General features: G+C 56.4%; 22 protein-coding genes. 12 read left to right on the top strand and 10 right to left on the bottom strand.

Annotation, left to right across the window (positions count from 1 at the left end; translation table 11 throughout):
* The first annotated feature begins 3 nt into the window (after nt 1-3).
* The 5 genes from AC2FGC_RS09000 (at nt 4) to AC2FGC_RS08980 (ending at nt 6,095) form a co-directional block, all read left to right on the top strand.
* The gene (locus tag AC2FGC_RS09000; protein WP_496782103.1) at nt 4-1,086 is read left to right on the top strand and encodes an ABC transporter ATP-binding protein; all 1,083 of its coding nucleotides are present in this window, start codon (nt 4-6) and stop codon (nt 1,084-1,086) included.
* Between the two features lie 459 nt (nt 1,087-1,545).
* Nucleotides 1,546-2,670: an extracellular solute-binding protein gene (locus AC2FGC_RS08995; RefSeq protein WP_109311092.1), complete on the top strand. Its 1,125-nt coding sequence runs from the start codon at nt 1,546-1,548 to the stop codon at nt 2,668-2,670.
* Between the two features lie 118 nt (nt 2,671-2,788).
* The gene (locus tag AC2FGC_RS08990) at nt 2,789-3,901 is read left to right on the top strand and encodes an ABC transporter ATP-binding protein (protein WP_058272004.1); all 1,113 of its coding nucleotides are present in this window, start codon (nt 2,789-2,791) and stop codon (nt 3,899-3,901) included.
* Nucleotides 3,902-3,912: 11 nt separating this feature from the next.
* A complete protein-coding gene (locus AC2FGC_RS08985) occupies nt 3,913-4,833 on the top strand; it encodes an ABC transporter permease (RefSeq protein ID WP_058272003.1) in 921 nt (306 codons plus the stop codon).
* Entirely contained in the window at nt 4,830-6,095 is a 1,266-nt protein-coding gene (locus tag AC2FGC_RS08980) for an ABC transporter permease (RefSeq protein ID WP_496724750.1), read from the top strand. Before AC2FGC_RS08985 ends, AC2FGC_RS08980 begins: the two co-directional genes overlap by 4 nt.
* A gap of 37 nt (nt 6,096-6,132) precedes the next feature.
* On the opposite strand, the gene AC2FGC_RS08975 is transcribed toward AC2FGC_RS08980, so the two are convergent.
* The 10 genes from AC2FGC_RS08975 to AC2FGC_RS08930 form a co-directional block, all read right to left on the bottom strand.
* Nucleotides 6,133-8,049, bottom strand: coding sequence for a beta-galactosidase (locus tag AC2FGC_RS08975; protein ID WP_496724748.1), 1,917 nt, complete (start codon nt 8,047-8,049; stop codon nt 6,133-6,135).
* On the bottom strand, nt 8,046-8,906 hold the full coding sequence (locus AC2FGC_RS08970; protein ID WP_496724745.1) for an SMP-30/gluconolactonase/LRE family protein: 861 nt from the start codon (nt 8,904-8,906) through the stop codon (nt 8,046-8,048). Before AC2FGC_RS08970 ends, AC2FGC_RS08975 begins: the two co-directional genes overlap by 4 nt.
* Nucleotides 8,903-9,508 (bottom strand): 2-dehydro-3-deoxy-6-phosphogalactonate aldolase, encoded by a 606-nt coding sequence (locus AC2FGC_RS08965; RefSeq protein WP_496724743.1) that lies wholly within the window; start codon nt 9,506-9,508, stop codon nt 8,903-8,905. Before AC2FGC_RS08965 ends, AC2FGC_RS08970 begins: the two co-directional genes overlap by 4 nt.
* Complete coding sequence (locus AC2FGC_RS08960) at nt 9,505-10,398, bottom strand: 2-dehydro-3-deoxygalactonokinase (protein ID WP_496724741.1); 894 nt, start codon at nt 10,396-10,398, stop codon at nt 9,505-9,507. Before AC2FGC_RS08960 ends, AC2FGC_RS08965 begins: the two co-directional genes overlap by 4 nt.
* Before the next feature lie 4 nt (nt 10,399-10,402).
* Entirely contained in the window at nt 10,403-11,170 is a 768-nt protein-coding gene (locus AC2FGC_RS08955) for an SDR family NAD(P)-dependent oxidoreductase (protein WP_496724739.1), read from the bottom strand.
* Nucleotides 11,170-12,879 (bottom strand): IlvD/Edd family dehydratase, encoded by a 1,710-nt coding sequence (locus AC2FGC_RS08950; RefSeq protein WP_496724737.1) that lies wholly within the window; start codon nt 12,877-12,879, stop codon nt 11,170-11,172. The genes AC2FGC_RS08955 and AC2FGC_RS08950 overlap by 1 nt, the downstream gene beginning before the upstream one ends.
* Before the next feature lie 25 nt (nt 12,880-12,904).
* The gene (locus AC2FGC_RS08945; RefSeq protein ID WP_496782101.1) at nt 12,905-14,245 is read right to left on the bottom strand and encodes an alpha-glucosidase/alpha-galactosidase; all 1,341 of its coding nucleotides are present in this window, start codon (nt 14,243-14,245) and stop codon (nt 12,905-12,907) included.
* Nucleotides 14,246-14,267: 22 nt separating this feature from the next.
* Entirely contained in the window at nt 14,268-15,116 is an 849-nt protein-coding gene (locus tag AC2FGC_RS08940; protein ID WP_058271994.1) for a carbohydrate ABC transporter permease, read from the bottom strand.
* 1 nt (nt 15,117) lies between these two features.
* Complete coding sequence (locus tag AC2FGC_RS08935) at nt 15,118-16,041, bottom strand: carbohydrate ABC transporter permease (RefSeq protein ID WP_058271993.1); 924 nt, start codon at nt 16,039-16,041, stop codon at nt 15,118-15,120.
* A 96-nt stretch (nt 16,042-16,137) separates the two neighbouring features.
* Entirely contained in the window at nt 16,138-17,397 is a 1,260-nt protein-coding gene (locus tag AC2FGC_RS08930; protein WP_058271992.1) for an ABC transporter substrate-binding protein, read from the bottom strand.
* Between the two features lie 150 nt (nt 17,398-17,547).
* Here AC2FGC_RS08930 and AC2FGC_RS08925 point away from each other — a divergent pair, with 150 nt between their 5' ends.
* The 7 genes from AC2FGC_RS08925 (at nt 17,548) to AC2FGC_RS08895 (ending at nt 24,370) form a co-directional block, all read left to right on the top strand.
* Complete coding sequence (locus tag AC2FGC_RS08925) at nt 17,548-18,354, top strand: IclR family transcriptional regulator (protein ID WP_496725212.1); 807 nt, start codon at nt 17,548-17,550, stop codon at nt 18,352-18,354.
* Nucleotides 18,351-19,409, top strand: a complete 1,059-nt coding sequence (locus AC2FGC_RS08920) for an ABC transporter ATP-binding protein (RefSeq protein WP_496724733.1) — start codon at nt 18,351-18,353, stop codon at nt 19,407-19,409. Before AC2FGC_RS08925 ends, AC2FGC_RS08920 begins: the two co-directional genes overlap by 4 nt.
* A 135-nt stretch (nt 19,410-19,544) precedes the next feature.
* Nucleotides 19,545-20,504 (top strand): dihydrodipicolinate synthase family protein, encoded by a 960-nt coding sequence (locus AC2FGC_RS08915; protein ID WP_496724731.1) that lies wholly within the window; start codon nt 19,545-19,547, stop codon nt 20,502-20,504.
* Nucleotides 20,495-21,427 carry a 4-hydroxyproline epimerase gene (locus AC2FGC_RS08910; protein WP_496782099.1) on the top strand — a complete coding sequence of 311 codons (933 nt, stop codon included), beginning with the start codon at nt 20,495-20,497 and terminating at the stop codon, nt 21,425-21,427. The genes AC2FGC_RS08915 and AC2FGC_RS08910 overlap by 10 nt, the downstream gene beginning before the upstream one ends.
* The gene (locus AC2FGC_RS08905) at nt 21,424-22,662 is read left to right on the top strand and encodes an NAD(P)/FAD-dependent oxidoreductase (RefSeq protein WP_496782097.1); all 1,239 of its coding nucleotides are present in this window, start codon (nt 21,424-21,426) and stop codon (nt 22,660-22,662) included. The genes AC2FGC_RS08910 and AC2FGC_RS08905 overlap by 4 nt, the downstream gene beginning before the upstream one ends.
* 9 nt (nt 22,663-22,671) lie before the next feature.
* Nucleotides 22,672-23,697, top strand: coding sequence for a trans-3-hydroxy-L-proline dehydratase (locus tag AC2FGC_RS08900; RefSeq protein ID WP_496724725.1), 1,026 nt, complete (start codon nt 22,672-22,674; stop codon nt 23,695-23,697).
* Between the two features lie 124 nt (nt 23,698-23,821).
* Complete coding sequence (locus tag AC2FGC_RS08895) at nt 23,822-24,370, top strand: tetratricopeptide repeat protein (protein WP_496724723.1); 549 nt, start codon at nt 23,822-23,824, stop codon at nt 24,368-24,370.
* Nucleotides 24,371-24,653 lie beyond the last annotated feature (283 nt).

Below are 24,653 nucleotides of genomic sequence, written 5' to 3'. Positions count from 1 at the left end.
GTTATGTCTGAACTCAATCTCACGGATGTTGCCAAAACGTATGGCAATGTCGATGTCTTAAAGAACATTAACCTCGACATCGAACGCGGTGAATTGATTGTATTTGTCGGGCCTTCGGGTTGCGGTAAATCCACGTTGCTGCGTATGATTGCGGGGCTAGAAAAGATCACTGGCGGAACGCTTGAGATCGAAGGCCAGGTGATGAACGATGTGCCGCCCGCGCAACGGGGCATTGCGATGGTTTTCCAAAGCTATGCCCTGTATCCGCACATGACAGTGCGCGAGAATATGGCCTTTGCATTGAAAATTGCCAAAATGCCATCGGACGAGGTCGACGCAGCAGTTGACCGCGCAGCTCGTATCCTACAGTTGGAACCGTTTCTGGACCGACTTCCCAAGGCCCTTTCCGGTGGTCAGCGGCAACGGGTTGCAATCGGCCGGGCGATCGTGCGTGACCCCAAAGTCTATCTGTTTGATGAGCCTCTTTCCAATCTTGATGCGGCGCTTCGCGTCGCGACTCGCATCGAAATCGCACGCCTGAAAGAGGCGATGCCCGACAGCACGATGGTCTATGTCACCCACGATCAGGTCGAGGCGATGACATTGGCCACCCGGATTGTCGTCCTGGCCAACAAGGGGATCGCACAGGTTGGCACCCCTCTCGAACTGTATGAAACGCCTGACAATGAGTTTGTCGCGCAATTTATTGGCTCACCTGCAATGAACCTTTTGCCGGGGGTCATCACGCAGACTGGTGAGCGCACCGTCGTAAAACTGGATGGTGGTGGGACCGCGGTGACCAGCATCCCAACCGATGCAGCTGACGAGGGTAAACAGGTGAATATCGGAGTGCGTCCCGAAGACTTTCACCCCGTTGAAAGCAATCCGATTATGGAAGGGATTGTGGACTTTACCGAAGCCCTTGGCGAGGTCACGCTGTTGTATTTTGCGGCAAAAGACGGGGAGGACGCCACAATCGCAAAACTGCCGGGCGTCCAAAAAAACATGCGGGGTCAAACGGTTGCCGTTTCGGCAGATCCGGGCAAGGTTCACCTTTTTCACCAAGGTCTGTCTATGAGAAAATAACTGTAACCCATACCTGATGGATCGAAGGGTGCTATGCAGTACGCGAATGTCCCTTTTCATACGGCTTGGAACGTTGTCTGGGCCCCACGGCAGCAAGTCCCGGGATCTGTGTGCGTTGCCAAAAGCATGCTGTTTACGACTGTTTTTGGCGTGATTTCTTTCGGCCTGGCATAACAGAACCCGCTTTTCCCCTATTTGATTGCGGCCCAAAATCTGGTCCCGAGCCGGACGGGCAACTGTGTCAATTTCTTAAGAAACGTTGCAGAAATAGGCTACTTCGGTCTCAATATGTGACTGCGGTCCTAGGGGGTAACTAGCCATATTTGCTAGATTAAATCGCAATCTGGACATGCGAAATTCCCAATCCGTCACTTTTGGCCTGACAATGCCCCCGCAAAGTTCTAGCGTGGCACCCATAATAACAAAACAACACAGTCCAATAACGGGAGAACTAAAAATATGGCTGAACGGAAAACCGTTTCCAGACGCTCGGTCCTGAAAGGCGCGGGCGCAGCAGCACTGGCAGCACCGCTTTACAGCAAAAGCGCGCTGGCATCTTCGGGTGAAATCAACATTTTGATGTGGTCGGACTATCTGCCGCCCGCATTCCTGCAAGAGTTTGAAACTCTGACCGGAATCAAGGTGAACTATACCGGTATCGGGTCGAACGAAGAAATCATCAACAAGATGAAGGCCACCAAAGGCCAAGGCTTTGACATCGTATCGCCGACGAACAACCGCTCGCTGCAGTGGGGGCCGCTGGAACTGTTGCAGCCCTTCGACATGAACAAGGTTCCGATTGATCTGGTGAACCCTGCGATGGCGCAGATCGGCACCGACGCCTGGAACTTTGCTGACAGCGGCGTGCACTGGCTGCCGCATATCTGGGGTACCGAGGGCATTGCCTACCGCACCGACCTGTGGCTGCCCGAGGGCGACGCCCCGTCCTATGGGGACGTCTGGTCCGAAGCAAACGCAGGTAAGACCATGGGTCGCGCACACTCGATGATGCTGGGCGCGGGTCTGTATATGGAAGCCTCCGGAGAGATGGAGCCTGGCTCTGTCTGGGCCGCGTACGGCGACGAAGACACCATGCGCAAGGTCTGGGGTCAGATCACCGACTGGTGCGTCGAGCGGAAGAACCGGATCAAGCTGATCTGGAACGACGCTGACACCCAGAAAAACGGCCTGTTGAACGAAGGCGTTATTGTCGGCCAGACTTGGGATGGTCCGCCGCTGGCGCTGAAATCAGCTGGTGAGCCGGTGCACTATCAGGCTCCGGTCGAAGGTGCGATGGCATGGGTCGACGGTTTGTCGATGCCGACCGGTGCGCAGAACATCGACCAGGTTTATGCCTTCATCGATTTTGCCTATCAGGCCAAGCCTGCTGGTGTCGCCATCGATAGCCACGGCTACAACTCGCCAGTTCTGGGTGCCGACCAATATGCGGGCGACACCTACAAGAAGAACTTCGCCGAGGCCTATCCGGGCGACTCACTGGCAAACCTGAACCCATGGCCTGCTGAGGCTCCGTGGTATGCCGAAACTCGGACCGAGTTCGTCAACAAGTTCAAAAGCGCCTGATTGCTTTGACAAGGTGCCCTCCGCCACTGTGCGGAGGGCTATCAACCCGCATGCCACAACGGCGTGACGGACGCTATTTCGGTGCGGTCACGGACCGTACCTGACGGAGATACCAAAAATGAGTGCAGGGGTCGGTGTAGATCTTGAGAACCTGTGGATCCGCTTCGGTGATTTTGTTGCCGTGAGGGATGCAAACGTGAACATCAACGGGGGCGACTTCTTTTCATTTCTCGGTCCCTCGGGGTGCGGCAAAACAACGATCCTGCGAGCAGTTTCGGGCTTTCTTGAACCAAGCGAAGGCAAAGTTCTGATCGGTGGCAAAGATATGCGGGGCATCGGCCCGAACAAACGCCCGACCGCCCTTATTTTTCAGAACCTCGCGTTGTTCCCGCTGATGAAAGTGTGGGAAAATATCACCTTCTCATTGGAGATCAGTGGCGCAAGCGCAAAAGAGCGCCGAAAGCGTGCCGATGAGCTGCTGGACATGATCGCACTGCCCGACCAGGGTGACAAATTGCCAAGCGAGTTGTCCGGTGGTCAGCGCCAACGGGTTGCCATCGCCCGCGCGCTATGTGCAGAACCGGATGTACTTTTGCTGGATGAACCGTTGTCCGCGCTGGACCTCAAACTGCGCCAGCATATGCGCACCGAGCTGCGAGAGATTCAAAAGCGCGTCGGCATCACCTTCATCTATATCACCCACGACCAGGGTGAAGCCCTGACCATGTCAGACAATATTGCGGTCATGCGAGCTGGTGTGATCGATCAAATCGCTGATGGCAAGACCATTTATAATGATCCCAACACTGCATTCGCGGCCTCTTTCGTAGGTGAAAACAACGTATTCCGCGGCAAAATTAAACAGATTATGGGGAACGAAGCGCTGATTTCAACGAACCGGTCTGGTGAATTGGTTGCACGCATCTCGACCGCCAACCAAGGAAAGCTGGCAGTGGGTGATGACGCCATGATGTTCATTCGCCCCGAGGCTTTTGCGATCGCCTCCGATGGTGCGTCAGGCGATCACTTTGTCACCGCGCGGGTGAACCACGAAGAATTCGAAGGTAACGTCTTCAACATCTTCACCGAAGGTGACGGCGGTAAAGAGATCAAGGTGTCCTTGCCAAACCTCGGCCAATCCTTCGATGACCACACAGGCCAAAACATCACGTTGGAATATGAGACCCGCAATGCGGTTCTGGTTCCGGCGGGTGAATTGGCCGCGGAATAAGGGGCCCGACTATGCCAGGCTTCCTGAAAGAATTCTTTAACCGAAACGGCATCGGCATGGGCGCCGCAATATTGGGTCTTGTCCTGTTCTGGACCATTGGCCTGATCATTCTGCCCCAGCTGTCGATGCTGGATTTTTCCTTCCGTCCGAACCTGCCACCGCCCGAGATTGGCGGGCCCAAGGACGTCTATACGCTGGAGAACTACAAGTACCTGATCTATGGCCCCGAAGGCGGTAGTCAGTCCTATAATGCCGTCGACCTGAGGGTCTTTTTCCGCACACTGCTGGCCGCAGTCTGTGTGACGATCTTCAATCTGATCCTCTGCTATCCGATTGCCTATTACCTGGGTCAGTCCAAAGGCAACCACATTCGCATTTTCGCGATCATGCTGATCATCCCATACTGGATCAACGAGATTTTGCGTGCCTTTGCCCTGCGGATCATCTTTGGTGAGACCGGTGTTTTGAATACCCTGTTCGTGGGGCTGGGCATCTGGGATACGCCGTTTGACTTTATTCGCAATGACATCGCGCTCTATGCCGGTCTGGGTTATGCCTACATCCTGCTGATGATCTTCCCAATGTACAACGTGATCGAAAGTCTGGACAAAAACCAGATCGAGGCCGCGCGTGATCTTGGTGCGCCATGGTGGCGGATTCACTGGCGTGTGGTCATTCCTTACGCCAAGCCAGGCATCAGCTCGGGCTGTACCATGGTGTTCATGCTAAGCGCCGGTGCGCTGGCCGCGCCGCAAATCCTGGGCGGACCGTCCAGTCTGTGGTTCACGCAGCTGATTTACCAGCAATTCAACGACAACAATGACTGGCCGCAAGGTGCCGCCTACGCCATCGTTCTTCTGGTGACATGTATCCTGTTCGTGCTGGCGATGATGCGCCTGTTCAAGGTGAACATGGGGGATATCGGGAAATGAATAATTCCTTCCTTCGTGTAAGCATCTGGGTCTATCTGGTCATCTTCTTCCTGTACCTGCTGGGCCCGCTGGTGATCATGTCGGTCACCGCCTTCAATTCGTCGGCCTTCCCACGGATGACGCCGTGGGAGTGTCTGACCTTCCAGTGGTTCGGCGAGCTGTTTCAGGATCAGCGCATTCTGAACGGTATCAAGAACTCGCTGATCATTGGCGCCGGAACGGTAGTTCTGTCGGTGGCGATGGGTCTGGCCGGTGCGCTGATGCTGACCCAGATCTGGCCCAAGTTGCGGGCGACCTACTATACGATCATAATCGCTCCGATCCTGATCCCGGGTGTTGTTCTGGGCATCTCGACTTTGGTGTTCTGGGATCGGATCAACCGGATGCTGGGACTGGGTGCAGATAGCTTCCTGTCCAACGGTATCTTCCTGACGGTAATCGGCCAATCTACCTTCATTGCAAGCTATTGCATGCTGGTTCTTGTGGCGCGCCTGCAGCGTTACGATGTGGCATTGACCGAAGCGGCACTGGACCTTGGTGCAACGCATGCTCAGGCTTTCCGCAAGATCCTGTTGCCCTTCATGCGTCCTGCGATCGCGTCGGCTGCTGTGCTGGCATTCCTCGCTTCGTTCGAGAACTACAACACGACCACTTTCACCTTTGGTGAATACCCGACGCTTACGATCGAACTGGCCCAAAAGGTGCGCTACGGCATTACACCCGCCATTTCGGCTCTGGCCTTCATCATCGTGGCGTTGACAGTGTTCTTTGCCTTGTTGAACGAAGCCAAGCTGAAGCGTCAGGAACTGGTGGCCGCAGCCCGCAAGAGCGCCACAGTTGAGGAGCTGGCCGGCAAGATTAAGCTGCCCAGCTTCTTTGCTGGCAACATGGCGGCTGTCCTGCTGGTTGTGTTTGCGGTTGCGACGATCACTGTCGTTGGCACCGCAACGGCCTACAACCCCGGCCAATGCATCGCCAATGTGAAAGAGCAGAAACGCCTGGAAGCCGAACAACGCATTCAAGAGTTGCGCAAGCAGCGCGAAGAACAGCGTAAGAAGCGCGAGGCCGAAGAAGCCGATCAAGGTGGTGCGCAGCAATCCACACCGAAACCATCCAACAACAGTGGTTTTGGCAATGTCTTCGCGCCGAATACTCTGGGTGGTGATGCCGAGGAGGAGAGTTCAGATACTGAAACTCCGCCTTCAAACAACGGTGGCTTTGGGGGGGTGTTCGATCCCAACAGCCTGCAGACTGACCAGTAGGTTCCGAAGTTAAATCCTAAACGTGCGCCCGGAGAGGCTATTCCTCTTCGGGCGCGTCTTTCTGCGTGACAGCAACGTCACAGGCGTCAACGACGTCACCGTTCCATGCGACCGGTTGCGCATTGTAATTTATTAGGAAAACATGCGTGGCCGTCTCGCGACGGCGCAACCCCTTGGGCATCGGATGAAGGGCAACGTCGGTTTTGCGCGCGGCCATTTCAACAACCCGGTCCCATAATGTGTCATCCGGGAAACCTGCCAGATACCAAAGACGATTTTCACCCAAAAGCGCAGGGGTGCCATCTGCAAATGTCAGCAAATTGGGGGCAGTACCCGAAACCCTGTCGATCCAATGTTGCGCCGCACCGCCGCCATCGACGCCACGGCGGATGTTGGGCGGCAGGGTCTCGACCAGATCGACGTCGCATTTCAGACCGTTCAGACCGGGTCGTTCCCGGGGAATCTGGAAATCATGTGTGATCGCCCCGCTGCGTGGACCTAGGATGAGCAGATCACAGGCCTCCGCCAATTGACGTTCCAAATTGTCGCTCATGGTGGCTATCCCAGGAGCAAGGATGAACTTGTAGCCAACGCGCGGAATGTTGGTTGAGGACACGAAGTCCACAGACAAGCCCGCCCGCCGCAAAGCGCGATACGCCGAGAAAACCAGACGGAAATAGTCAAATCCCGCGCCTTGGGGCTGTGTCGACCAAGCCCAATCCGAGGCGTAGTCGAACAGGATGGCCACCTGGGCCCGTGTTTGCACAACGTTGCCGATTTCTGACAACGCGTCCGAAGTCTGCTTTGCCTCGGTCAGGGCCGGGGCAGGGCGGTTGTTGGGTGTCAGCAGCCCCGCATGCATTTGCTCTTGCGCAAACGGCGCCTGCCGCCAGCGGAAATAGCTGACAACCTCTGCACCATGCGCCACTGCCTCTAGGGACCACAGCTTAACCATTCCGGGTAGTGGTGCCGGATTGTACGGGGCCCAATTCACCGGGCCGGGTTGCTGCTCCATCACCCACCAACGCCCGCGGCCGACCGCGCGATACAGGTCATGATGAAAAGCCTGCATGTCTGGATCGCCCTGCTGAAGAAAGGCGGTTTTGTGGGCTTCATCCGCCTCAAGCCGATCAGAGAGGAAACCGATTGGATAGCTGTCCCATGTGGCGATATCCAAATCTTCGCCAACCTTGAAATGATCGAAATCCAGCACTCGGCCCATATAGTTGTGCAACAAAGGTGCATCGGTCAAAGCGCGCAGTACATCTGCCTGGGCTTTGTTATACGCAACGACCTGATCCGAACTGAAACGCCGGAACGCCAGAACATGCGCCGGGTTGGGTTCGGTTACTGTCAGATTGGGCAGATCAATCTGGTCGAAATCGCGATACTCCATCGCCCAGAATATGTTGCCCCATGCCTCGTTTAGCGCGTCAATTTTGCCGTATTGATCCTTTAGCCAAAGCCGAAAGGCATGCAGAGCGGCGAGGCCATAGCTGACGGTCGTATCGTGGCAGCCATATTCATTGTCGATTTGCCAAGCAGCAATATTCGGGTTTCGTCCATAGCGCTCGCCCATGATCCGGGCAATGCGGACGGATTCTTGGACATAACCCGGATGGCTAAAACAATAATGCCTGCGCGAGCCGAATTTGCGGGGGTTTCCTTGCGCATCCACTGCCAGCATGTCGGGATATTTCTCAAGCATCCAACGCGGAGGTGTCGCAGTGGGTGTCCCCAGCACAACCTTGAGCCCAGCCGCCCCAAGCGTTTCGATTGCACGGTCCAGCCAATCCAACTGCAGATCGCCTGGAACCGGCTCCATTCGGCTCCAGGCAAACTCACCGATCCGGACCCAGCTTATGCCAGTTTCAACCATTCGAGCCGCGTCTTCGGCCCACATGGCCTCGGGCCAATGTTCCGGGTAATAGCAAACACCAAGTTCTGGTTTCATAGAAGGACTCTGTGTTCTGCCTGGCCTGTGCCCGCGTCCAATGCGCCAAAGGTCATGCCATTGGTTGGTTGTGTTTCAACAGTGTCTGCGTCCAACCCCTGACGGGCAGTGGTGCAAAACAGCGTCGTCAGATCGTCGCCGCCAAAGGCAGGGCAAGATGTATGTGCGGCCTGAAACGAGACCGCATGCCGAAACCGTCCGTTCGGGTCGTAGCAGGCGACACGGTTTGCCCCCCATTGGGCGATCCAGATATTGCCTTCTGCGTCGACCACAGCGCCATCGGGATAAAGGTCATCAGCGCTCAGGTCGAGAAACACCGTGCTATTGCCTTCGGGCCAGCCCGTGTCAGGCTCCAGCGAGCAGCGCCTGACCTGTTGTGTGACTGTATCGGTGTAATAGACGCAGGACCTGTCTGAGGAAAAACAGATCGCGTTCGAGATTGTGACCTCGGGCACAAGCAGGCGCAGCTCACCCTGCCAGTACCGATAGATCGCGCCAGCCTGCTTTTCAGCGTTCTTTCCCATCGTCCCGATCCAGAACCCGCCCCACGGGTCTGCGCGCCCGTCATTGGAGCGGGTGACCGGGTTGTTCGCCTCAAGCGAGACGATCAGGTCTTTTTGACCACTGTTCAAACCAAACCGCCACAGACCGGTTTCCGAGGCCATCATTATTGTATCCCGGTCCACCCAACCTGCCGCTGAGACATGTTCCGAAAACTGCCAGCCGTGTTGCTCGCCCGCTGTCTGCGTCATCAGACGTTTGTTGATGATGTCGAACCAGAACAGTTGCTTGCGTTCAGGATGCCACAGAGGCCCTTCGCCTAGCTCACATGGACGGTCGTCAAAAACAAAGCTCATCCAGCTGCCTCGTCATAGGCAGCGACGATCCGCTTGGCCTGACCGGCAATTTCCGCGACGGACATCCCCGGTTTGAACAGGGCCGATCCGATGCCAAACCCGTCTGCCCCAGCCTTGATCCATTCGGCGAAGTTCTCAGGTCCAGCGCCACCAACGGCATAGACCAAAGTACCCGATGGCAATACGGGTCGCAGTGCGGCCAAACCACTTGGCCCGGCGGTGACACCCGGGAACAATTTCAATCCCGTCGCGCCAGCCTTAAGCGCAGCAAACGCCTCGGTCGGGGTATAGACGCCCGGCCAGCTTTGCATGTTTAGTGCGACAGAACGCACAATAACCTCGGCGTCATAATTCGGGGAAACGATCAGCTTACCGCCAACTTGTGCAACGGCTTCGACCTGTTCGGGGGTCAGAACCGTGCCAGCGCCGATCAGAGCTTGATCGCCGAATGAGCTGGCCAACGATTCAATGCTGTTCAGCGGGTCAGGCGAATTCAACGGCACCTCGATCTTGTCGATACCGGATTCGATCACGGCATGGCCTACATTGACGGCTTCTGCTGGTTGCAAGCCACGCAAAATGGCGATGATGGGTCGGCTCATGCGGTTTGCCTCGTTAGTTTGCGGGCCTGCGACAGGCCTGCCAATGTACATTGGGTTGCACTAGCGGTGTCCACGAAAGCACCCTGCAGTTGCAACGCGCCCGCATAGATTTGGGAAATCCCTTCAGCGCCGATGATTGCCAGCTGCTGCCCCAACCAATAGGGGCGTGTTGCGCCCAGTTCAGCCCCGATCAAGAGCCCGGATAATTTTGCCCGGGCTGTCCCCTTGTCCTGATCGTGCAACAAATCCGCCGCCCGCAGTCCAAACAGACGTGCAGCCAATTGTTCGGGTTTTGACAACGTGTCTGCCGTAGCTTCTGCAAAGGCATCGGCGTCCCAGCCGTCACCGACCGAATGCTTGAGCACTGATTGCTCGGAGAGAAGCTCAAACATCTCACCTGTCATGAACGTTCGAAAGCTCACGACTTCTCCAGCGCTGATCTGAACCCATTTTGAATGCGTCCCGGGCAGGCAGATAACCCCGTCCCAGTTCGGGCGGGTTGCCAGAAAGCCAGATATTTGAGTTTCCTCACCGCGCATAACGTCCGGCGGTGCGTTCTGCTTCAGCCCAGGCACCACGAATGCGCGTATCCGGGCATCGGTACCGGGTACCCGTATAGGCGCATCCGGCAGCGGTGCTGACGGGACGGCCGAGTAGGGTGCTTCGACCCAGCCTTGCCGCGCACCGACCATGCCGCAGGCCACAACGTCGACAGGTTCAGGACCCAGCCAGTCGGCGATCAGGTCAAGCAAGGCAGATTGAAACGCATCTCTGCTCAGCCGGGCCATTCCCCGATCAGACTGGGATTGCGCCAGTACGGTGTCGCCTTGCATGGCCCAGGCCCGCAGTTGGGATGTTCCCCAGTCGACAGCTATCCACTCTGCATTCATGGCTTTACCCCGTTACTACAACGCCGCCATCGACGGCAATGCACTGTCCGGTCATCGCGCGGCTGGCATCCGAGGCCAGGAACAATGTCGGTGCGATCATGTCATCGGGCGTCAGGTGTTCTTTTAGGCACTGGCGCTCCAAATGCGCCGCCAGGTCTTCGGGCGTGGCCCACATATCAAGTTGCTTTTGCGTCAATACCCATCCGGGAGCCAGCGCATTGATACGAATTTTTTGCGGCCCCAATTCGCGTGCCAAAGATCGCGTCATCCCGGTAATCCCGGCATTCGACGTCGTATAGATAGGGTACCCCGCATTCCCCATCATGTAGCTAATTGAGCTGAAGTTGACGATTGATCCGCCTTTGCCAGCCATTTGGCGCGCGGCCTCCTGACAGGCGAAATAGTAGGCCTTGAGATTCACCTCGATCATCCAATCCCAGAAGTCGGGGGTGGTTTCGTCAAGCGAGTGGCGTTTGTCATTGGCTGCGTTGTTGACCAACACATCCAAAGGTCCGTGTGCCTCGGCAGCCTTTTGCATTGTGGCGTGCAGCAATCCGGTATCCGTCATGTCGCCCTGCATGAACAGCGGCGCGCGGCCATGTTTGTCGCGCATTTCCTCAACGAATGCGCTGGCGTCCGAGCGGCCGATAAAGGCAACGTTTGCGCCCTGGGCCAAAAAACCGTCTGTCAGGGCGGCCCCGACACCAGAGCCGCCGCCGGTAATATAGACCGAGGCGCCGTTTAGATCGTGAAAAGTGGCTGGATGGTCCATCAGTGGCTCTCTCTGGTCACAAGGCGGGTGTCTTTGCCGACGAGGAAGTCTAGGTCCGCGCCCTGATCGGCTTGCAGCACGTGGTCGACATAGAGTTTCGCATAACCGCGCGTGTAGTGCGGATCATCCGGTTGCCACGCGGCGCGGCGGGTTTCCAGCTCCTCAGCGGCGACAAGCAACTCCAATTCCCCGTTGCTGGCAGAAACCCGGATACGGTCCCCGGTGTTGACGAGTGCCAGCGTACCGCCTGCCTGTGCCTCGGGGCTGACATGCAGGATGACGGTGCCATAGGCGGTGCCGGACATGCGGGCGTCGGATATGCGGATCATGTCGCGGACGCCTTCCTTCACCAGTTTGGCCGGGATCGGCATGTTGCCGACCTCGGGCATGCCGGGATAGCCCTTTGGGCCGCAACCCTTCAGGACCAGAATGGTTTCAGACGTTACTGGCAGATCATCCCGGTCAATATTTGCTTTCAAGTCTTCGATGCTCTCAAAAACGTAGGCCTCGGCTTCTGTTTCCAGTAGCGCATCCGTCGCGGCCGAGGGTTTCACAATGGCCCCGTTGGGCGCGAGGTTACCGCGCAGCACGCGCAGACCAGCGGCGGGTTTCACCGGATCGTCGAAGGGGCGGATGACGTCGGGGTTAAAGCATTCTGCCCCTTCAAAATGCGCCGAGATATCTTTGTTCAGAACGGTTTTTGCAGGGCGCAGGAAGGGTTTCAACTCGTTCAGAACCACGGGCACACCGCCTGCGTAGCAGAAATCTTCCATCAGGTATTTCCCTGAAGGCATGCAGTTCACCAGTAGCGGGATTTCCGACCCGATTTCAAAGTCTTTCAGCGTCAGGTCTACGCCCACGCGGCCCGCCAGCGCGAGTAAATGCACCACTGCATTGGTCGAGCCGCCAACGGCTGCATTGGCCAGAATGGCATTTTCGAACGCTTCCTTGGTCAGGATGTCCGACGGTTTTAAATCTTCGTCCACCATCTCCACAATCCGTTTGCCTGTCAGATGCGCCAGCGCCATCCGGCGGGCATCAACTGCTGGTAGGGCGGCGTTGGTTGGGAGGGACATGCCCATTGCTTCGACCAACGATGCCATGGTCGAGGCCGTGCCCATGGTCATGCAGACCCCGGCGCTGCGTGACATGCCGGACTCGGCGTTCATGAAATCCTTCAGTGTCATCTCACCCGCGCGCACAGCTTCTGAGAATTTCCAAACATCCGTGCCCGAACCAATGTCTTTTCCCTGGTACTTCCCATTCAACATCGGGCCAGAGCTGACCACGATAGAGGGCAGATCTACCGAAGCGGCCCCCATCAGCTGCCCCGGCGTGGTCTTATCGCAACCACCCAACAGGACTACGCCGTCGATGCCATAGGCGCGAATAGATTCCTCGACATCCATTGCCAGCAGGTTGCGGAACAGCATGGCGGTGGGCTTCATTTGGGTCTCGCCCAGCGACATGACGGGAAATTCGACCGGAAACCCTCCAGCCTCCCACACGCCGCGTTTGACACCCTCGGCCAGATCACGCAGGCCCGAGTTGCAGGGTGTGAGTTCCGACCACGTGTTGCAGATGCCAATGATCGGACGACCATCGAAGGCGTGATCAGGAAAGCCTTGGTTCTTCATCCACGATCTGTGGATAAAGCCATCCTTGTCCAGCTTGCCATACCAATGCTGAGAGCGGCGTTTTTTTGTCATTATTTTCAGCCTTTCAAAATTGGGATCAGGCCGCCTTGGCGGGTTTGCACCAGTCTGGCAACCAATCGGCATGTGCCACCAACAGGTCACTAACCAAGCTGCGGATCTGACGCAGGTCCAGTTCAGCGGCCGTATGCGGGTCCATCATAGCGGCGTGGTAAATGTATTCTGGGTTCTGCTCAACCAATGCCCGCACAGTCAGTTCCTGCACGTTGATCTGGCTGCGCATCAGCGCGATCAGCTGGGGCGGAATATCTGTTACGACCGAAGGTTGGACACCGTTAGTGTCGACAAGGCAAGGTGTTTCGACAGCCGCGCCAAGGGGGAGTTGAGGGATCTGTCCAGTATTGGGCAGGTTCCCATACGCCACGTAGGGCGTATCAGTCACGATCGCATTCATCAGGTCGGCGGCGAACTCATGGCTTCGGATCACTTCAATATCACGCCCGTCAGTCAGGGTCTTTGCCTGTTCTTTCCAACTGGCGATCTGTTCCTCGCAACGGGTTGGGTATTCATCCAGAGGGATGCTGAACTGCTCAATCAGGTCCTGGCGGCCATCTTTGATGAACCATGGAACGTATTCCGCCAAGTGTTCTGAACTTTCCGTGCAGAAATAGCCCAGATGTTCCATCACCTCATACCGCACCTTGTTGGGGCAACGTGGCATCAAAAGCGGTGGTTTGGGAATTTGCCCGCCGGCATACCCTTGCCGCAATGCCGGGTAGAGGTCGCGCCCGTCATGCTCTAGCCTCAGGAAAAAGGCCACGTGGTTCACGCCTGCCACCTTGTAGCGGAACTCGTCCTTGGGCAGGTCCAGATCGTGAGCAAGTTCTTCAACGGTGTTTTGGACAGAGTGACACAGGCCGACATGTTTCAGCGCCGGGAAACGTTCTGCCAGGGCCCATGTGTTGATCGCCATCGGGTTCACGTATTGCAGCAGCGTTGCGTTTGGGCAGAGCTGCATCATGTCTCGTGCAACGTCCCACAACACAGGAACCGTGCGCAGGCCTCGCATGATGCCGCCGACGCCCAGGGTGTCAGCGATGGTCTGGCGCAGGCCGTATTGTTTGGGGATCTCGAAATCCGTCACCGTGCAGGGTTTGTAGCCGCCGACCTGGAAGGCGGTGATGACGAAATCGGCGCCTTCAAGCGCGGCGCGCCGGTCGGTATGCTTTGAGACAGATGCCCCTGTTCCGACAGAGCGGATCATCGCCCTGGCGACGGCCTCGCTTTCGGCAAGGCGCACGGGATCGATGTCCATCAGCGCAAAATGGCTGTCGGCCAGTGCAGGTGTCAGCAGGGCGTCGCCCACGATATTCTGCATGAAGATCGTGGAGCCTGCCCCGATAAAGGTGATCTTGGTCATGTGGCAAACCTTTGGTTTGACGTTATTTTACGGCACCGAGGGTCAAACCCGCGATGAAGTGTTTCTGCATGAGGAAGAACATGGCCACCGGCGGCAGAGCCGCGACGATGGAACCGGCACTCATTAGTTGATAGGCCGCCCGAAATTGGGCGTTAAAACTGGTTATACCTGCTGTCACGGGTTGGCTTTCCGCACCCTGTGTCAGGACAACAGCCCAGAAGTAGTCGTTCCAGATGAAGGTGAAAATCAACACACTGAGGGCCGCGATCGCCGGTTTCATCAGCGGTAGGACCACGTACCAGAAAATGCGCCATTCACTGATGCCTTCAACGCGAGCCGCCTCGATCAGTTCGAAGGGCAGGGCGCGGATAAAGTTGCGCATGAACAATGTGCAAAAGCCCGTTTGGAAAGCAATGTGGAACAAAACGAGGCCGGTTTTGGTGTTGTAGAGACCCAGTTCTAGAGTAAGATCTCGCACAGGAACCATTAGGATCTGAAATGGTACGAAATTCCCGGCAACAAACATGAAAAAGATCCAGATGTTTGAGCGGAATTTATAGATCCCCAGTGCAAACCCGGTCATGCAACTAAGCGCAACGGCACCGATCACTGTTGGAATGGTGATCATGAACGAGTTCAGCAAATAGCGTGGCATGTCCGAGTTGAAGAATACCTGCCCATAGTTGTAGGCACCCTCAAAGCTGGACGGCATCCCCCAGTAGTTCGCATTGGTAAAGTCGGCTGCCGGCTTGACCGAGAACAGCGCTACCGCCAGCAGGGGGCCGAGCCACAGCAGCAGTGCCAGGGGCAGCATCGCCTGGTAGGTGATCTGAGCCCCGCGGGGTTGTTTTTCGATGGGTTTGGGAAACATCTTAATGCCCCCTTTCTTCGCGGTACATCGACCACAGGAAATAGGCGATGAAGCACAGCATGATCAGGAACAGGATCACCGCGATGGCGGCGCCATATCCCATGCGGAAGCCGTATTCAGACAGCGCGACTTCGAACATGTAATAGGCCAGCACACGGGATGAACCGAACGGGCCACCTTGGGTCATGATTGAGATCAGATCGAAAGACCGAAGCGCGCCGATGATGGTGACAACGAAAGCAATGAAGGTGGCGGGGCGTAGTTGAGGCAGTATGATATGCCACAGCATCCGCCCGCCTTTTGCACCGTCCAGACGTCCGGCCTCGATCTGTTCAGGATCCACAGCGTTCAGGCCAGTGAGATACAGGATCATGCAGTAGGCTGTTTGCGGCCAGAGTCCGGCAAAGATGATGCCGTAGGTGACGAAACGCTCATCCCCTAGAACATTCAGCGGGCCGAAGCCGAAGAAGCCTAGGAATTCGTTCAACAGGCCGAAAGTCGGATCATAGAACCACGTGAAAACGAGTCCGACGACGACCTGAGAGATGACAAAGGGGAAGAAAAACAGCGACTTATAGAGCCGAATGCCCCAGACGGTTTGATTCAGGAACAGAGCAATGAACAGACCAGCTGGGATTGCCAGCAGGTACATGATCAACCAGATCAGGTTGTTCTTCAGTGATATGTAAAACGCGTCGCGATCGGCCAATTCCCAATACAGGTCTTCGTAGTTGCGAAAACCCACATATTCCGCTGCGCCAAGCCCATCCCATTCGTACAAAGACAAGTTGAAGGATTGGAATACCGGAATGATCACATAGACCATGAAGAACAGCAGACCCGGAGCCAGAAAGAGCCAGGGCGCTATGCGCTGTTGATTTCTGTGGAACCAGCTTTCTTGTTCAGGGACATCGACGGCTGACATGTGCTCACTCGGTTTTGGATCAAAGGAGTAAGCCGGGTATGCACCCGCCTTACACAAGAAGTGGTGCAGGCCGGGCAAAAGCCCGACCCGACCGGTTTAGTTTTCGTAGATACGCTGACGTGCGCGTTCCAGTTTGGACAGGATACGGTCAGCATTATCCGGCTTGACCATAAATTCCTGGAACCCTTCCATCGACACCTTCGCCATTTCCGCAGGTGCGTCACGATCCCAGAACTGGGCGACGCCGCCGGGGCTGTTGGCGGACAGCATCTCAAAGCCTTGCTGCAGGAACTTGTCTTCATCGACGGACGATTGGGCGTTCACAGGCAGCTGGCCCAGGTTTGCGCCGTTGTTGATCTGAGTTTGCTCGTCTGCGGAAACGGCAAAGCGCAGAAACTCACGCGCGGCTTCTTTATTCGATGCGTTGGCCGGGATGTGAAAGGTATCGGTTGGCGCATCTTCCGCCAATTCTACATCCGGGTTGATAGAAACGAACTGATAGAAGTCCAATTGGTCGTCGGTCAATCCCGCTTCGCGCAGCGGAGCAACAGCAAAGTTACCCATCAGGTACGCGGCGGCTTCGCCGTTCACCATGAAGGGCAGGGCCTCTTGCCAGCTATAGGTTTGATGGTTGTCGACGAAAGCGCCCATGTCGATCAGCTGTTTCCAGTTGGCGAAGGTTTGTTTGACCCGGTCGTCCTCCCAGCTGATTTCGCCATTGGCAAGCTGGTTGTGGAAGTCGAACCCGTTGGTGCGCATGTTGAGATAGTCGAACCAACCGCCAGCGGTCCACAGGAACTTGGTGCCGATGGTATAGCAGGCACGACCGGAATCGACGATCTTCTGGCAGTTTGCCAGCTCTTCTTCCCAGGTTGTGGGTTCGGTCAGGCCTAACTCGTCAAAGATGTCTTTGCGATAGTAAACACCCCACTGATAGTATGTGTAGGGCACACCCCACTGCTTGCCGTCAATGGTCATCGCACCTTTGGTCGACGCCAGATTTTCGGCGATCTCAGGTTCGGCCCACAAATCCGATACATCTTCGAACAGGCCCGCCTCGACGTAGGGCTTCATGCGGTTCGCCGCATACCACGTCGCCACGTCCGGCGTATCCGCAGTTAGAAAGTTACGGATCTGAGTTTTGTACGCCTCGCGGTCGATCACGGTGGTTTCGATTTCCAGACCCGGATGCTGTTCCGCGAATCGATCGATCATCGCCTCCATCGTCGCGCGTGGCGCCGGGTTGGAGGTATCGAGAAAGATTCGCAGCTCGCCGGTCAGTTCGGCGGCAACAGGTGCCGCAAGTGCGACACTGGCTGCCAAAGCGGCGGCAGTGCGCTTGTACATGGAATGCATGGTTTCCTCCCTTAGCTTCCATTTTATGTCTTTAAGGTTCCAAATAATGAAACCGTGTTTTATATATTGAAAACTACACATCGACTCGGTTAGTCTTGTCAAGACCCTCGTGTCGATTGCGATGGGTTAATGGGAGGAGAACAGGCACCCGTGGCTGGTGACGGAACAATAGGAAAAGCATGTGATGTGCTGGATCAGGTGGCTGCGTTCGCGCGCCCGGTCCGATTCGCAGAGCTGTTGGAAAGCAGCAATTTCCCCAAGGCGACCCTGTATCGGTTCCTGCAAACGCTGACCAATCAGGGAATGCTGTCGTATGATCCGGACCGACAGACATATACGCCAGGGTTGCGATTGGTTCGGCTGGCTCATGCAGCGTGGACACAAAGCTCGCTCGCGCCGATTGCGCGACCGTTTCTGGATGCATTGAGCCGGGAAACCGGGGAAACGGTGCATTTGGCACAGCTTGATTCAAATCAGGTGCTGTACGTGGATAAACGCAACGCAGCCCAGCCGATTGAGATGTATTCGCAGGCTGGCAAGGTCGGTCCGGCCTATTGCACAGGCGTGGGTAAAGCCATGATGGCGTTTCTGGATGAGGCCGCGCTGGACCGCGCCGCGTCTCAGCAAAGCTACCACCGCTTTACCGACAAAACACTGACATCCGAGGCGGCGTTGCGCGCCGATCTCGACCTGATCCGCAGTCGTGGCTACGCCGTCGATGACGAAGAGCATGAGCCCGGCATCATCTGCATTGCCTGTCCAATCCTCACCTCGGGCGGGCGGATGTTAGGGGCGATTTCCGTGACCGGATCGACCGAACGGATGAATTTCGACCAATTGGAAACCTGGGTTCCCCGTGTTCGCCGTGTGGCCGAACAAATCGGAGCCGAAGCACAGGCCTGGCGGTTCCCCGAGACCCGCCCGAGCTCCGAAACAAACAGGATGCAAGCGACATGACAGGTGTGACTCTGAACCAGGCGATCAAGCGGTATGGCGAGACGCAGGTTATTCACGGCATTGATCTGGAGATCGAAGATGGAGAGTTCTGTGTCTTCGTCGGCCCTTCGGGCTGTGGTAAATCCACTTTGCTGCGGATGATAGCGGGCCTTGAGGAAACGACCGAAGGGCAAGTCCATATCGGCGCACGCGACGTGACCCATATGGATCCGGCCAAGCGCGGCGTGGCCATGGTGTTCCAGACCTATGCCCTTTATCCGCACATGACCGTGGCCGAGAACATGGGCTTTGGATTGCGCATGAATGGTGTACCCAAGTCCGAGATCAACAAGAAAGTGCAAGACGCCTCGAACATCCTCAAGTTGGATCAATACCTTAAGCGCAAGCCCAAGGCCTTGTCCGGCGGGCAACGCCAGCGTGTCGCCATCGGGCGTGCCATCGTGCGGGGCCCTGAGGTGTTTTTGTTCGACGAACCTCTGTCCAACCTTGATGCGGAGCTGCGCGTAGAAATGCGGGTCGAGATTGCGCGACTGCACAATGAAATTGGCGCGACCATGATCTATGTGACCCACGATCAGGTCGAAGCGATGACAATGGCCGACAAGATCGTGGTGCTGCGCGATGGCCGGATCGAGCAGGTCGGCGCTCCAATGGACTTGTATCGGGACCCGGACAATCGGTTTGTAGCGGGGTTCATCGGATCGCCTGCAATGAACTTCCTTGACGGCGATATTATCGATGGGAAGGTCTCGCACCCGGCCCTTAGTGAACCGTTGGATGTGCCTGTAAACGTACCGGCTGGGATGAACAAAGTGACTCTTGGTATACGTCCGGAGCACATCACAGTGGACCGGGCAGGCGACACTTGCACGGTTGATCTGACCGAAGCGCTTGGCGGCGTGAGCTATACGTATTTGCTGACGCCCAATGGCGATAAGTTGATTGTCGAGGAACGAGAAGATCAGCGCAGCAAGCAAGGTGAGCGCATCGGGCTGTCAGTGCGGCCGGAACGCGCGATGCTATTTGATCCCGAAACAGGTCACCGCCTTCGCTGAAAAATCCATTTTGTAATTTGAGCGCGCCCGATCATCGATCCGGCGCGTTTTCAATTTTTCTGGATTTTGTATCCAATATCCGTTATGGCGATTCCAAAAGCGTGTGTAACCGCCCAGCCATCGAGGAATTTACCAATGTCGACCAATGTGTTCACCGGCACGATGCCCGCTCTGATGACACCATGCAAACCCGACCGGACGCCTGACTTTGATGCCTTGGTGCACAAAGGAAAGCAGATGATCGGGGCGGGTATGTCCGCGGTGGTCTACTGCGGTTCGATGGGGGATTGGCCCTTGTTGACAGATGCGCAGCGGATGGAAGGCGTCGAGCGTTTGGTCGATGGGGGTTTGCCCGTTGTGGTCGGGACCGGCGCCATCAACACCAAGTCCGCCGTAGCCCATGCAGCCCATGCGCAAAAGGTAGGCGCCGTTGGCCTGATGGTCATTCCACGCGTTCTGTCTCGCGGCAGTTCACCTACCGCACAGAAGAACCACTTCAAAGCGATCTTGACAGCCGCCCCCGATGTTCCGGCAATCATTTACAACAGTCCGTATTATGGCTTTGCTACGCGGGCCGATCTGTTCTTTGCTCTGCGCGCGGAACATTCAAACCTGATCGGATTCAAGGAGTTCGGTGGCAAAGACGACCTGCGCTATGCGGCTGAAAACATCACCAGTCAGGATGATCAGGTCACCCTAATGGTTGGTGTTGATACCGAGGTTTACCACGGTATCGTAAATTGCGGTGCAACCGGATCGATCACGGGAATAGGCACAGCCTTGCCGCGCGAAGCATTGCTGCTGGCCGCCCTGTCCAAAAAGGCGGCGCAAGGCCATGCCGAGGCCCGCCAACGTGCGCAGGAACTCACAGAGGCGATTCAAGTGCTTTCCAGCTTTGACGAAGGCCCGGATTTGGTGCTGTACTACAAGCACTTGCTGGTCCTGAACGGGGAGCAGGAATACCGTCTGCACTTTAACGAAACGGATGAACTGACCGATGCACAGCGTAATTATTGCGAGCAGCAATATGATCTGTTCCAAACATGGTTCGCCGATTGGTCGAGGCAGGGTGGGGTGATCGCTGAATGCATGTGATCGACAGTCACACAGGCGGTGAACCGACGCGCGTCATTCTGGATGGCGCGCCGGGACTTGGATCCGGGTCTTTGACTGAGCGGGCAAGTCGCCTGGCGACCGAACATGAGGCGTTCTATCGCTCGGTCATGTTAGAGCCGCGCGGTCAGCCAGCCATGGTCGCTGCGTTACTGGTCGAGCCGGTTGATCCGACATGCGTGACCGGTGTGATCTATTTCGATGTCGACGCCGTTTTGGGCATGTGTGGGCACGGAACCATCGGTTTGGCGGTCACATTGGCTCATCTGGGACGAATCGACGTGGGCCAACACCGGATCGAAACGCCCGCCGGTGTGGTGACGGTCCAGCTGCACGATGCAAACACCGTTACCGTGACCAACATTGAAAGCCGTAGGATTCATCAGGCCGTTACACTGGATGTCGCGGGTTTCGGCCAGATTACAGGCGACGTGGCATATGGCGGAAACTGGTTCTTTATCGTTGACCCCAGCCCGATCCCCGTCGAGCCCGTGAACATTCGTAACCTAACGGACATGTCGATCGCCATCCGCGAAGCCTCGATCGCGCAAGGGGCTGGTGGAGAAAATGGCGAACCGATTGACCATGTCATCTTACAGGAATCTTCACCGGACCCGGCGGTACACAGTCGCAATTTCGTTCTGTGCCCCGATGACAATTACGACCGCTCACCATGTGGAACGGGCAGTTCGGCTCGGCTGGCCTGTCTGGCGGCCGACGGCCGTTTGGCGCCGAGTCAGGAGATCATCCAGCAAAGCGTGATTGGCAGTTCCTATCAATTGTCTTACCAGCCCGGGCCAAACGGGGGTGTTATCCCCTCGATCACTGGGCAGGCCTTTATCATGGCTGAGGCCACGTTGTTGTTCGACGAACACGATCCTTTCAAAGCCGGGATCGAAACATGACCCCACAAGTCGTTGTCATCGGTGCCGGAGTAATTGGGATTACGACCGCGCTCGAACTGCAACGACGCGGCCATTCCGTCCTTGTATTGGACCGTAAGGGCATCGCGGCCGAAACATCAGCCGGCAACGCCGGTGCCTTTGCCTTTTCTGAGGTCGAACCACTAGCCACGCCCGGCATCATGCGAAAAGCTCCAAAGTGGTTGTTGGATCCGTTGGGCCCACTGTCTATCCCGCCGGCCTACGCCTTGAAAATTGCACCGTGGATGTACCGGTTTTGGCGGGCCAGTCGACCGGATCGCTATGAAAACTTACTCGGCGCACAAGCCAGTTTGATGGCGTTATCCAAAACTGCGCTTGATCAGCTGATACCAAACGTCGACGCCGAATACTTGTTGCAACGCGATGGGCAGATGCAGTTGTATGAAGGCGAGGCTGAATATCGCGCCAGTTTGCCGACATGGAACTTGCGACGCGAACACGGGATCGAATTTGAACTGCTTGAAAGCCCGGCCGCGATTGCTGAGATGCAGCCGGGCCTCAGCCCTCGGTTCACCCATGCGGGGTTTACACCGAACTGGCTGAACACTGTTGATCCGAAGCGATGGGTCGAACATCTTGCTGAGGTTTTTCAGGGTCGCGGCGGTCAGATCGAACGGAAAGATATCCGAATGCTGTTACCGCTGGAAAATGGTGTGCGCCTCGCATGCGCGAACGGAACAATTGATGCGGCCAAAGTGGTGATTGCCGCGGGTGCCTGGTCTCATCACATAGCGCAAACATTGGGCGATCGCATCCCACTGGAAACCGAGCGTGGATACAATACGACTTTGCCGGAGGGCGCATTTGATTTGCGTATGCACCTAACATTCTCGCGCCACGGCTTTGTTGCCAGCAAGATCAACGGCGGCGTGCGCGTAGGGGGGGCTGTCGAACTGGGTGGATTGACCTCGCCGCCAAACTACAAGCGCGCCGATATTTTGTTGGAAAAGGCGGCGGCGTTCCTGCCTGGACTAAAAACAGAAGGTGGCACGCAATGGATGGGGTTTCGTCCATCCTTGCCAGACAGCATTCCGGTGATTGGCGCGTCTCGTAGATCGGTGGATGTCATTTACGCCTTTGGGCACGGGCACTTGGGCTTGACCCAATCTGCGGGAACTGCGGAACTCGTCGGGGCGCTGGTCGATGGGCAAGACCCACCAATATCATTGTCGCCTTACGCCGCCACCCGGTTTTGAGGAGGGGATATGCGCAGTATCAAGACCATTCATGTCGTGTCGGCCCATGCCGAAGGCGAGGTCGGCGATGTTGTCGTTGGCGGCGTCTCACCGCCGCCGGGTGACACGATCTGGGAACAACGAACGCATATTGCCAACGATCAGACGCTAAGAAACTTTGTACTGAACGAACCGAGAGGCGGTGTATTTCGGCACGTCAATCTTCTGGTTCCGCCCAAACACCCGGATGCCGACGCCGCTTTTATCATCATGGAGCCCGAGGACACTCCACCCATGTCCGGCTCAAACTCAATCTGTGTTGCGACGGTTTTGCTGGATAGCGGGATCATCCCGATCCAAGAGCCTGAAACCAATCTGACGCTCGAAGCGCCCGGAGGCCTGGTTCGCGTGCGCGCTGAATGCCGAGACGGTAAGGCAGAACGGATCCACGTGCAAAACCTTCCCAGTTTTGCGGGTAAGCTCTCTGTCCCGTTAGAGGTTCCGGGTTTGGGCACGCTGACTGTTGATACGGCTTTTGGAGGCGACAGTTTCGTGGTTGTAGATGCCGCTAAGCTGGGGTTTGACATAACCCAAGACGAAGCCTGTGAAATCGCCCGGATCGGCGTTTCAATTACGAATGCCGCCAACGCGCAATTAGGGTTCTCGCATCCCGAGAACCCGGATTGGCCCCACATTTCCTTTTGCGCTTTTTGTGGCCCGCTTGAAAAAACCCCGACTGGTTGGCGCGGTAAATCTGCTGTTGCCATCCAGCCCGGAAAGGTTGACCGCTCGCCCACTGGCACAGCGGTATCTGCGCGCATGGCACTAATGGCGGCCAAAGGGCAGATGACGGTCGGGCAAACCTTTGAGGCCGTCTCGATCATCGGCTCGCGCTTTACCGGGCGAATTGTTCGGGAAACGCAGGTTGGCGCCCAACCCGCTATCATCCCAGAAATCAGCGGGCGCGGCTGGATCACCGGAACCCATCAGCACATGCTTGACCCAGACGATCCCTGGCCGGGTGGGTATCGGTTGAGTGACACTTGGGGCGTTTGATCAACTTCTGCGATTGCGCTTGTGTCTTTTCCGTTTCATTACGCAAATTTGGCGACCCGTTTCCTTGAGTATAGGTTCTGGATTGCCACTTTAAGGTGAGTGCTTTGAACAGATTGGAGGTGTAATGCACATTCGTCTTGCCGCCCTGGCTATTGTGATCGCCACGTTGTTGCTGTCCTTCAATTCACCATCAAAATCTGGACCAAACTACACGCAGCTGGCCCAGTCATGCCTTGGCAACAAAGGCGGCATGGCAAATGTGGTTGCGGCCTGCACAACTTTGATGAATGGCGTGGATGTTACCCCAAAAAACCGGAGCACGCTGCTGAGATCTCGTGGTTGGGCGTACTACAGCGGCAAACAGTACGAAAAGGCAATTTCGGACTATAGCAGTGCTTTGGCTCTCGCTCTCGACGACCCACATTCAACTTTGTGGCGTGCTATTGCCTATCACGCGACGGGCGATGTCCAATCTGCTGAAACAGCGTATGAAAAAGCTCTGTCGCTTGCCCCAAGCAGCACTGAGGCATTGTTTCACAAGGCCCAGTTCGACAGGGATCAAGGAAACACATCTGCCGCTATTCATGGTTTTGAGAAGGTTCTGGATCTCGACCCGAGTCATGCGGGGAGCGGGAACCTCGGTTCCACGCGAGGCGGACGCTGGTTCTGTTGAGCATTTGGACACCGCAATTGAAGATCACGTGAACCAAATTGCAAACGAAGGCGGGTTCAAGGCGTTTTGGACCGGCAAAAAGCTGGATCAATAACTACCCGCAAAATTACTGATCAATAGTTATACCCATGGTCCAATCCGTAAATCTGACTACCCGTGGCAATATGCGCGCGCTTTAGATGATTGATCCCAGGCCCTTCCTGATTTATGGGAGGCCCTGTCAAATCAGAGTCACCGTCGGGGCGGTAGGAGAAACGCGCCCCACCTACGCCACGCAAAAGTG

The organism is Ruegeria sp. CDSC054 (assembly GCF_059610645.1).
This window is presented reverse-complemented; position numbering and strand designations above follow the sequence as displayed.

Coding starts and splice junctions, on each gene's coding strand:
- AC2FGC_RS09000 (WP_496782103.1), top strand. CDS start 4: ATGTCTGAACTCAATCTCACGGATGTTGCCAAAACGTATGGCAATGTC.
- AC2FGC_RS08995 (WP_109311092.1), top strand. CDS start 1,546: ATGGCTGAACGGAAAACCGTTTCCAGACGCTCGGTCCTGAAAGGCGCG.
- AC2FGC_RS08990 (WP_058272004.1), top strand. CDS start 2,789: ATGAGTGCAGGGGTCGGTGTAGATCTTGAGAACCTGTGGATCCGCTTC.
- AC2FGC_RS08985 (WP_058272003.1), top strand. CDS start 3,913: ATGCCAGGCTTCCTGAAAGAATTCTTTAACCGAAACGGCATCGGCATG.
- AC2FGC_RS08980 (WP_496724750.1), top strand. CDS start 4,830: ATGAATAATTCCTTCCTTCGTGTAAGCATCTGGGTCTATCTGGTCATC.
- AC2FGC_RS08975 (WP_496724748.1), bottom strand. CDS start 8,049: ATGAAACCAGAACTTGGTGTTTGCTATTACCCGGAACATTGGCCCGAG.
- AC2FGC_RS08970 (WP_496724745.1), bottom strand. CDS start 8,906: ATGAGCTTTGTTTTTGACGACCGTCCATGTGAGCTAGGCGAAGGGCCT.
- AC2FGC_RS08965 (WP_496724743.1), bottom strand. CDS start 9,508: ATGAGCCGACCCATCATCGCCATTTTGCGTGGCTTGCAACCAGCAGAA.
- AC2FGC_RS08960 (WP_496724741.1), bottom strand. CDS start 10,398: ATGAATGCAGAGTGGATAGCTGTCGACTGGGGAACATCCCAACTGCGG.
- AC2FGC_RS08955 (WP_496724739.1), bottom strand. CDS start 11,170: ATGGACCATCCAGCCACTTTTCACGATCTAAACGGCGCCTCGGTCTAT.
- AC2FGC_RS08950 (WP_496724737.1), bottom strand. CDS start 12,879: ATGACAAAAAAACGCCGCTCTCAGCATTGGTATGGCAAGCTGGACAAG.
- AC2FGC_RS08945 (WP_496782101.1), bottom strand. CDS start 14,245: ATGACCAAGATCACCTTTATCGGGGCAGGCTCCACGATCTTCATGCAG.
- AC2FGC_RS08940 (WP_058271994.1), bottom strand. CDS start 15,116: ATGTTTCCCAAACCCATCGAAAAACAACCCCGCGGGGCTCAGATCACC.
- AC2FGC_RS08935 (WP_058271993.1), bottom strand. CDS start 16,041: ATGTCAGCCGTCGATGTCCCTGAACAAGAAAGCTGGTTCCACAGAAAT.
- AC2FGC_RS08930 (WP_058271992.1), bottom strand. CDS start 17,397: ATGCATTCCATGTACAAGCGCACTGCCGCCGCTTTGGCAGCCAGTGTC.
- AC2FGC_RS08920 (WP_496724733.1), top strand. CDS start 18,351: ATGACAGGTGTGACTCTGAACCAGGCGATCAAGCGGTATGGCGAGACG.
- AC2FGC_RS08915 (WP_496724731.1), top strand. CDS start 19,545: ATGTCGACCAATGTGTTCACCGGCACGATGCCCGCTCTGATGACACCA.
- AC2FGC_RS08910 (WP_496782099.1), top strand. CDS start 20,495: ATGCATGTGATCGACAGTCACACAGGCGGTGAACCGACGCGCGTCATT.
- AC2FGC_RS08905 (WP_496782097.1), top strand. CDS start 21,424: ATGACCCCACAAGTCGTTGTCATCGGTGCCGGAGTAATTGGGATTACG.
- AC2FGC_RS08900 (WP_496724725.1), top strand. CDS start 22,672: ATGCGCAGTATCAAGACCATTCATGTCGTGTCGGCCCATGCCGAAGGC.
- AC2FGC_RS08895 (WP_496724723.1), top strand. CDS start 23,822: ATGCACATTCGTCTTGCCGCCCTGGCTATTGTGATCGCCACGTTGTTG.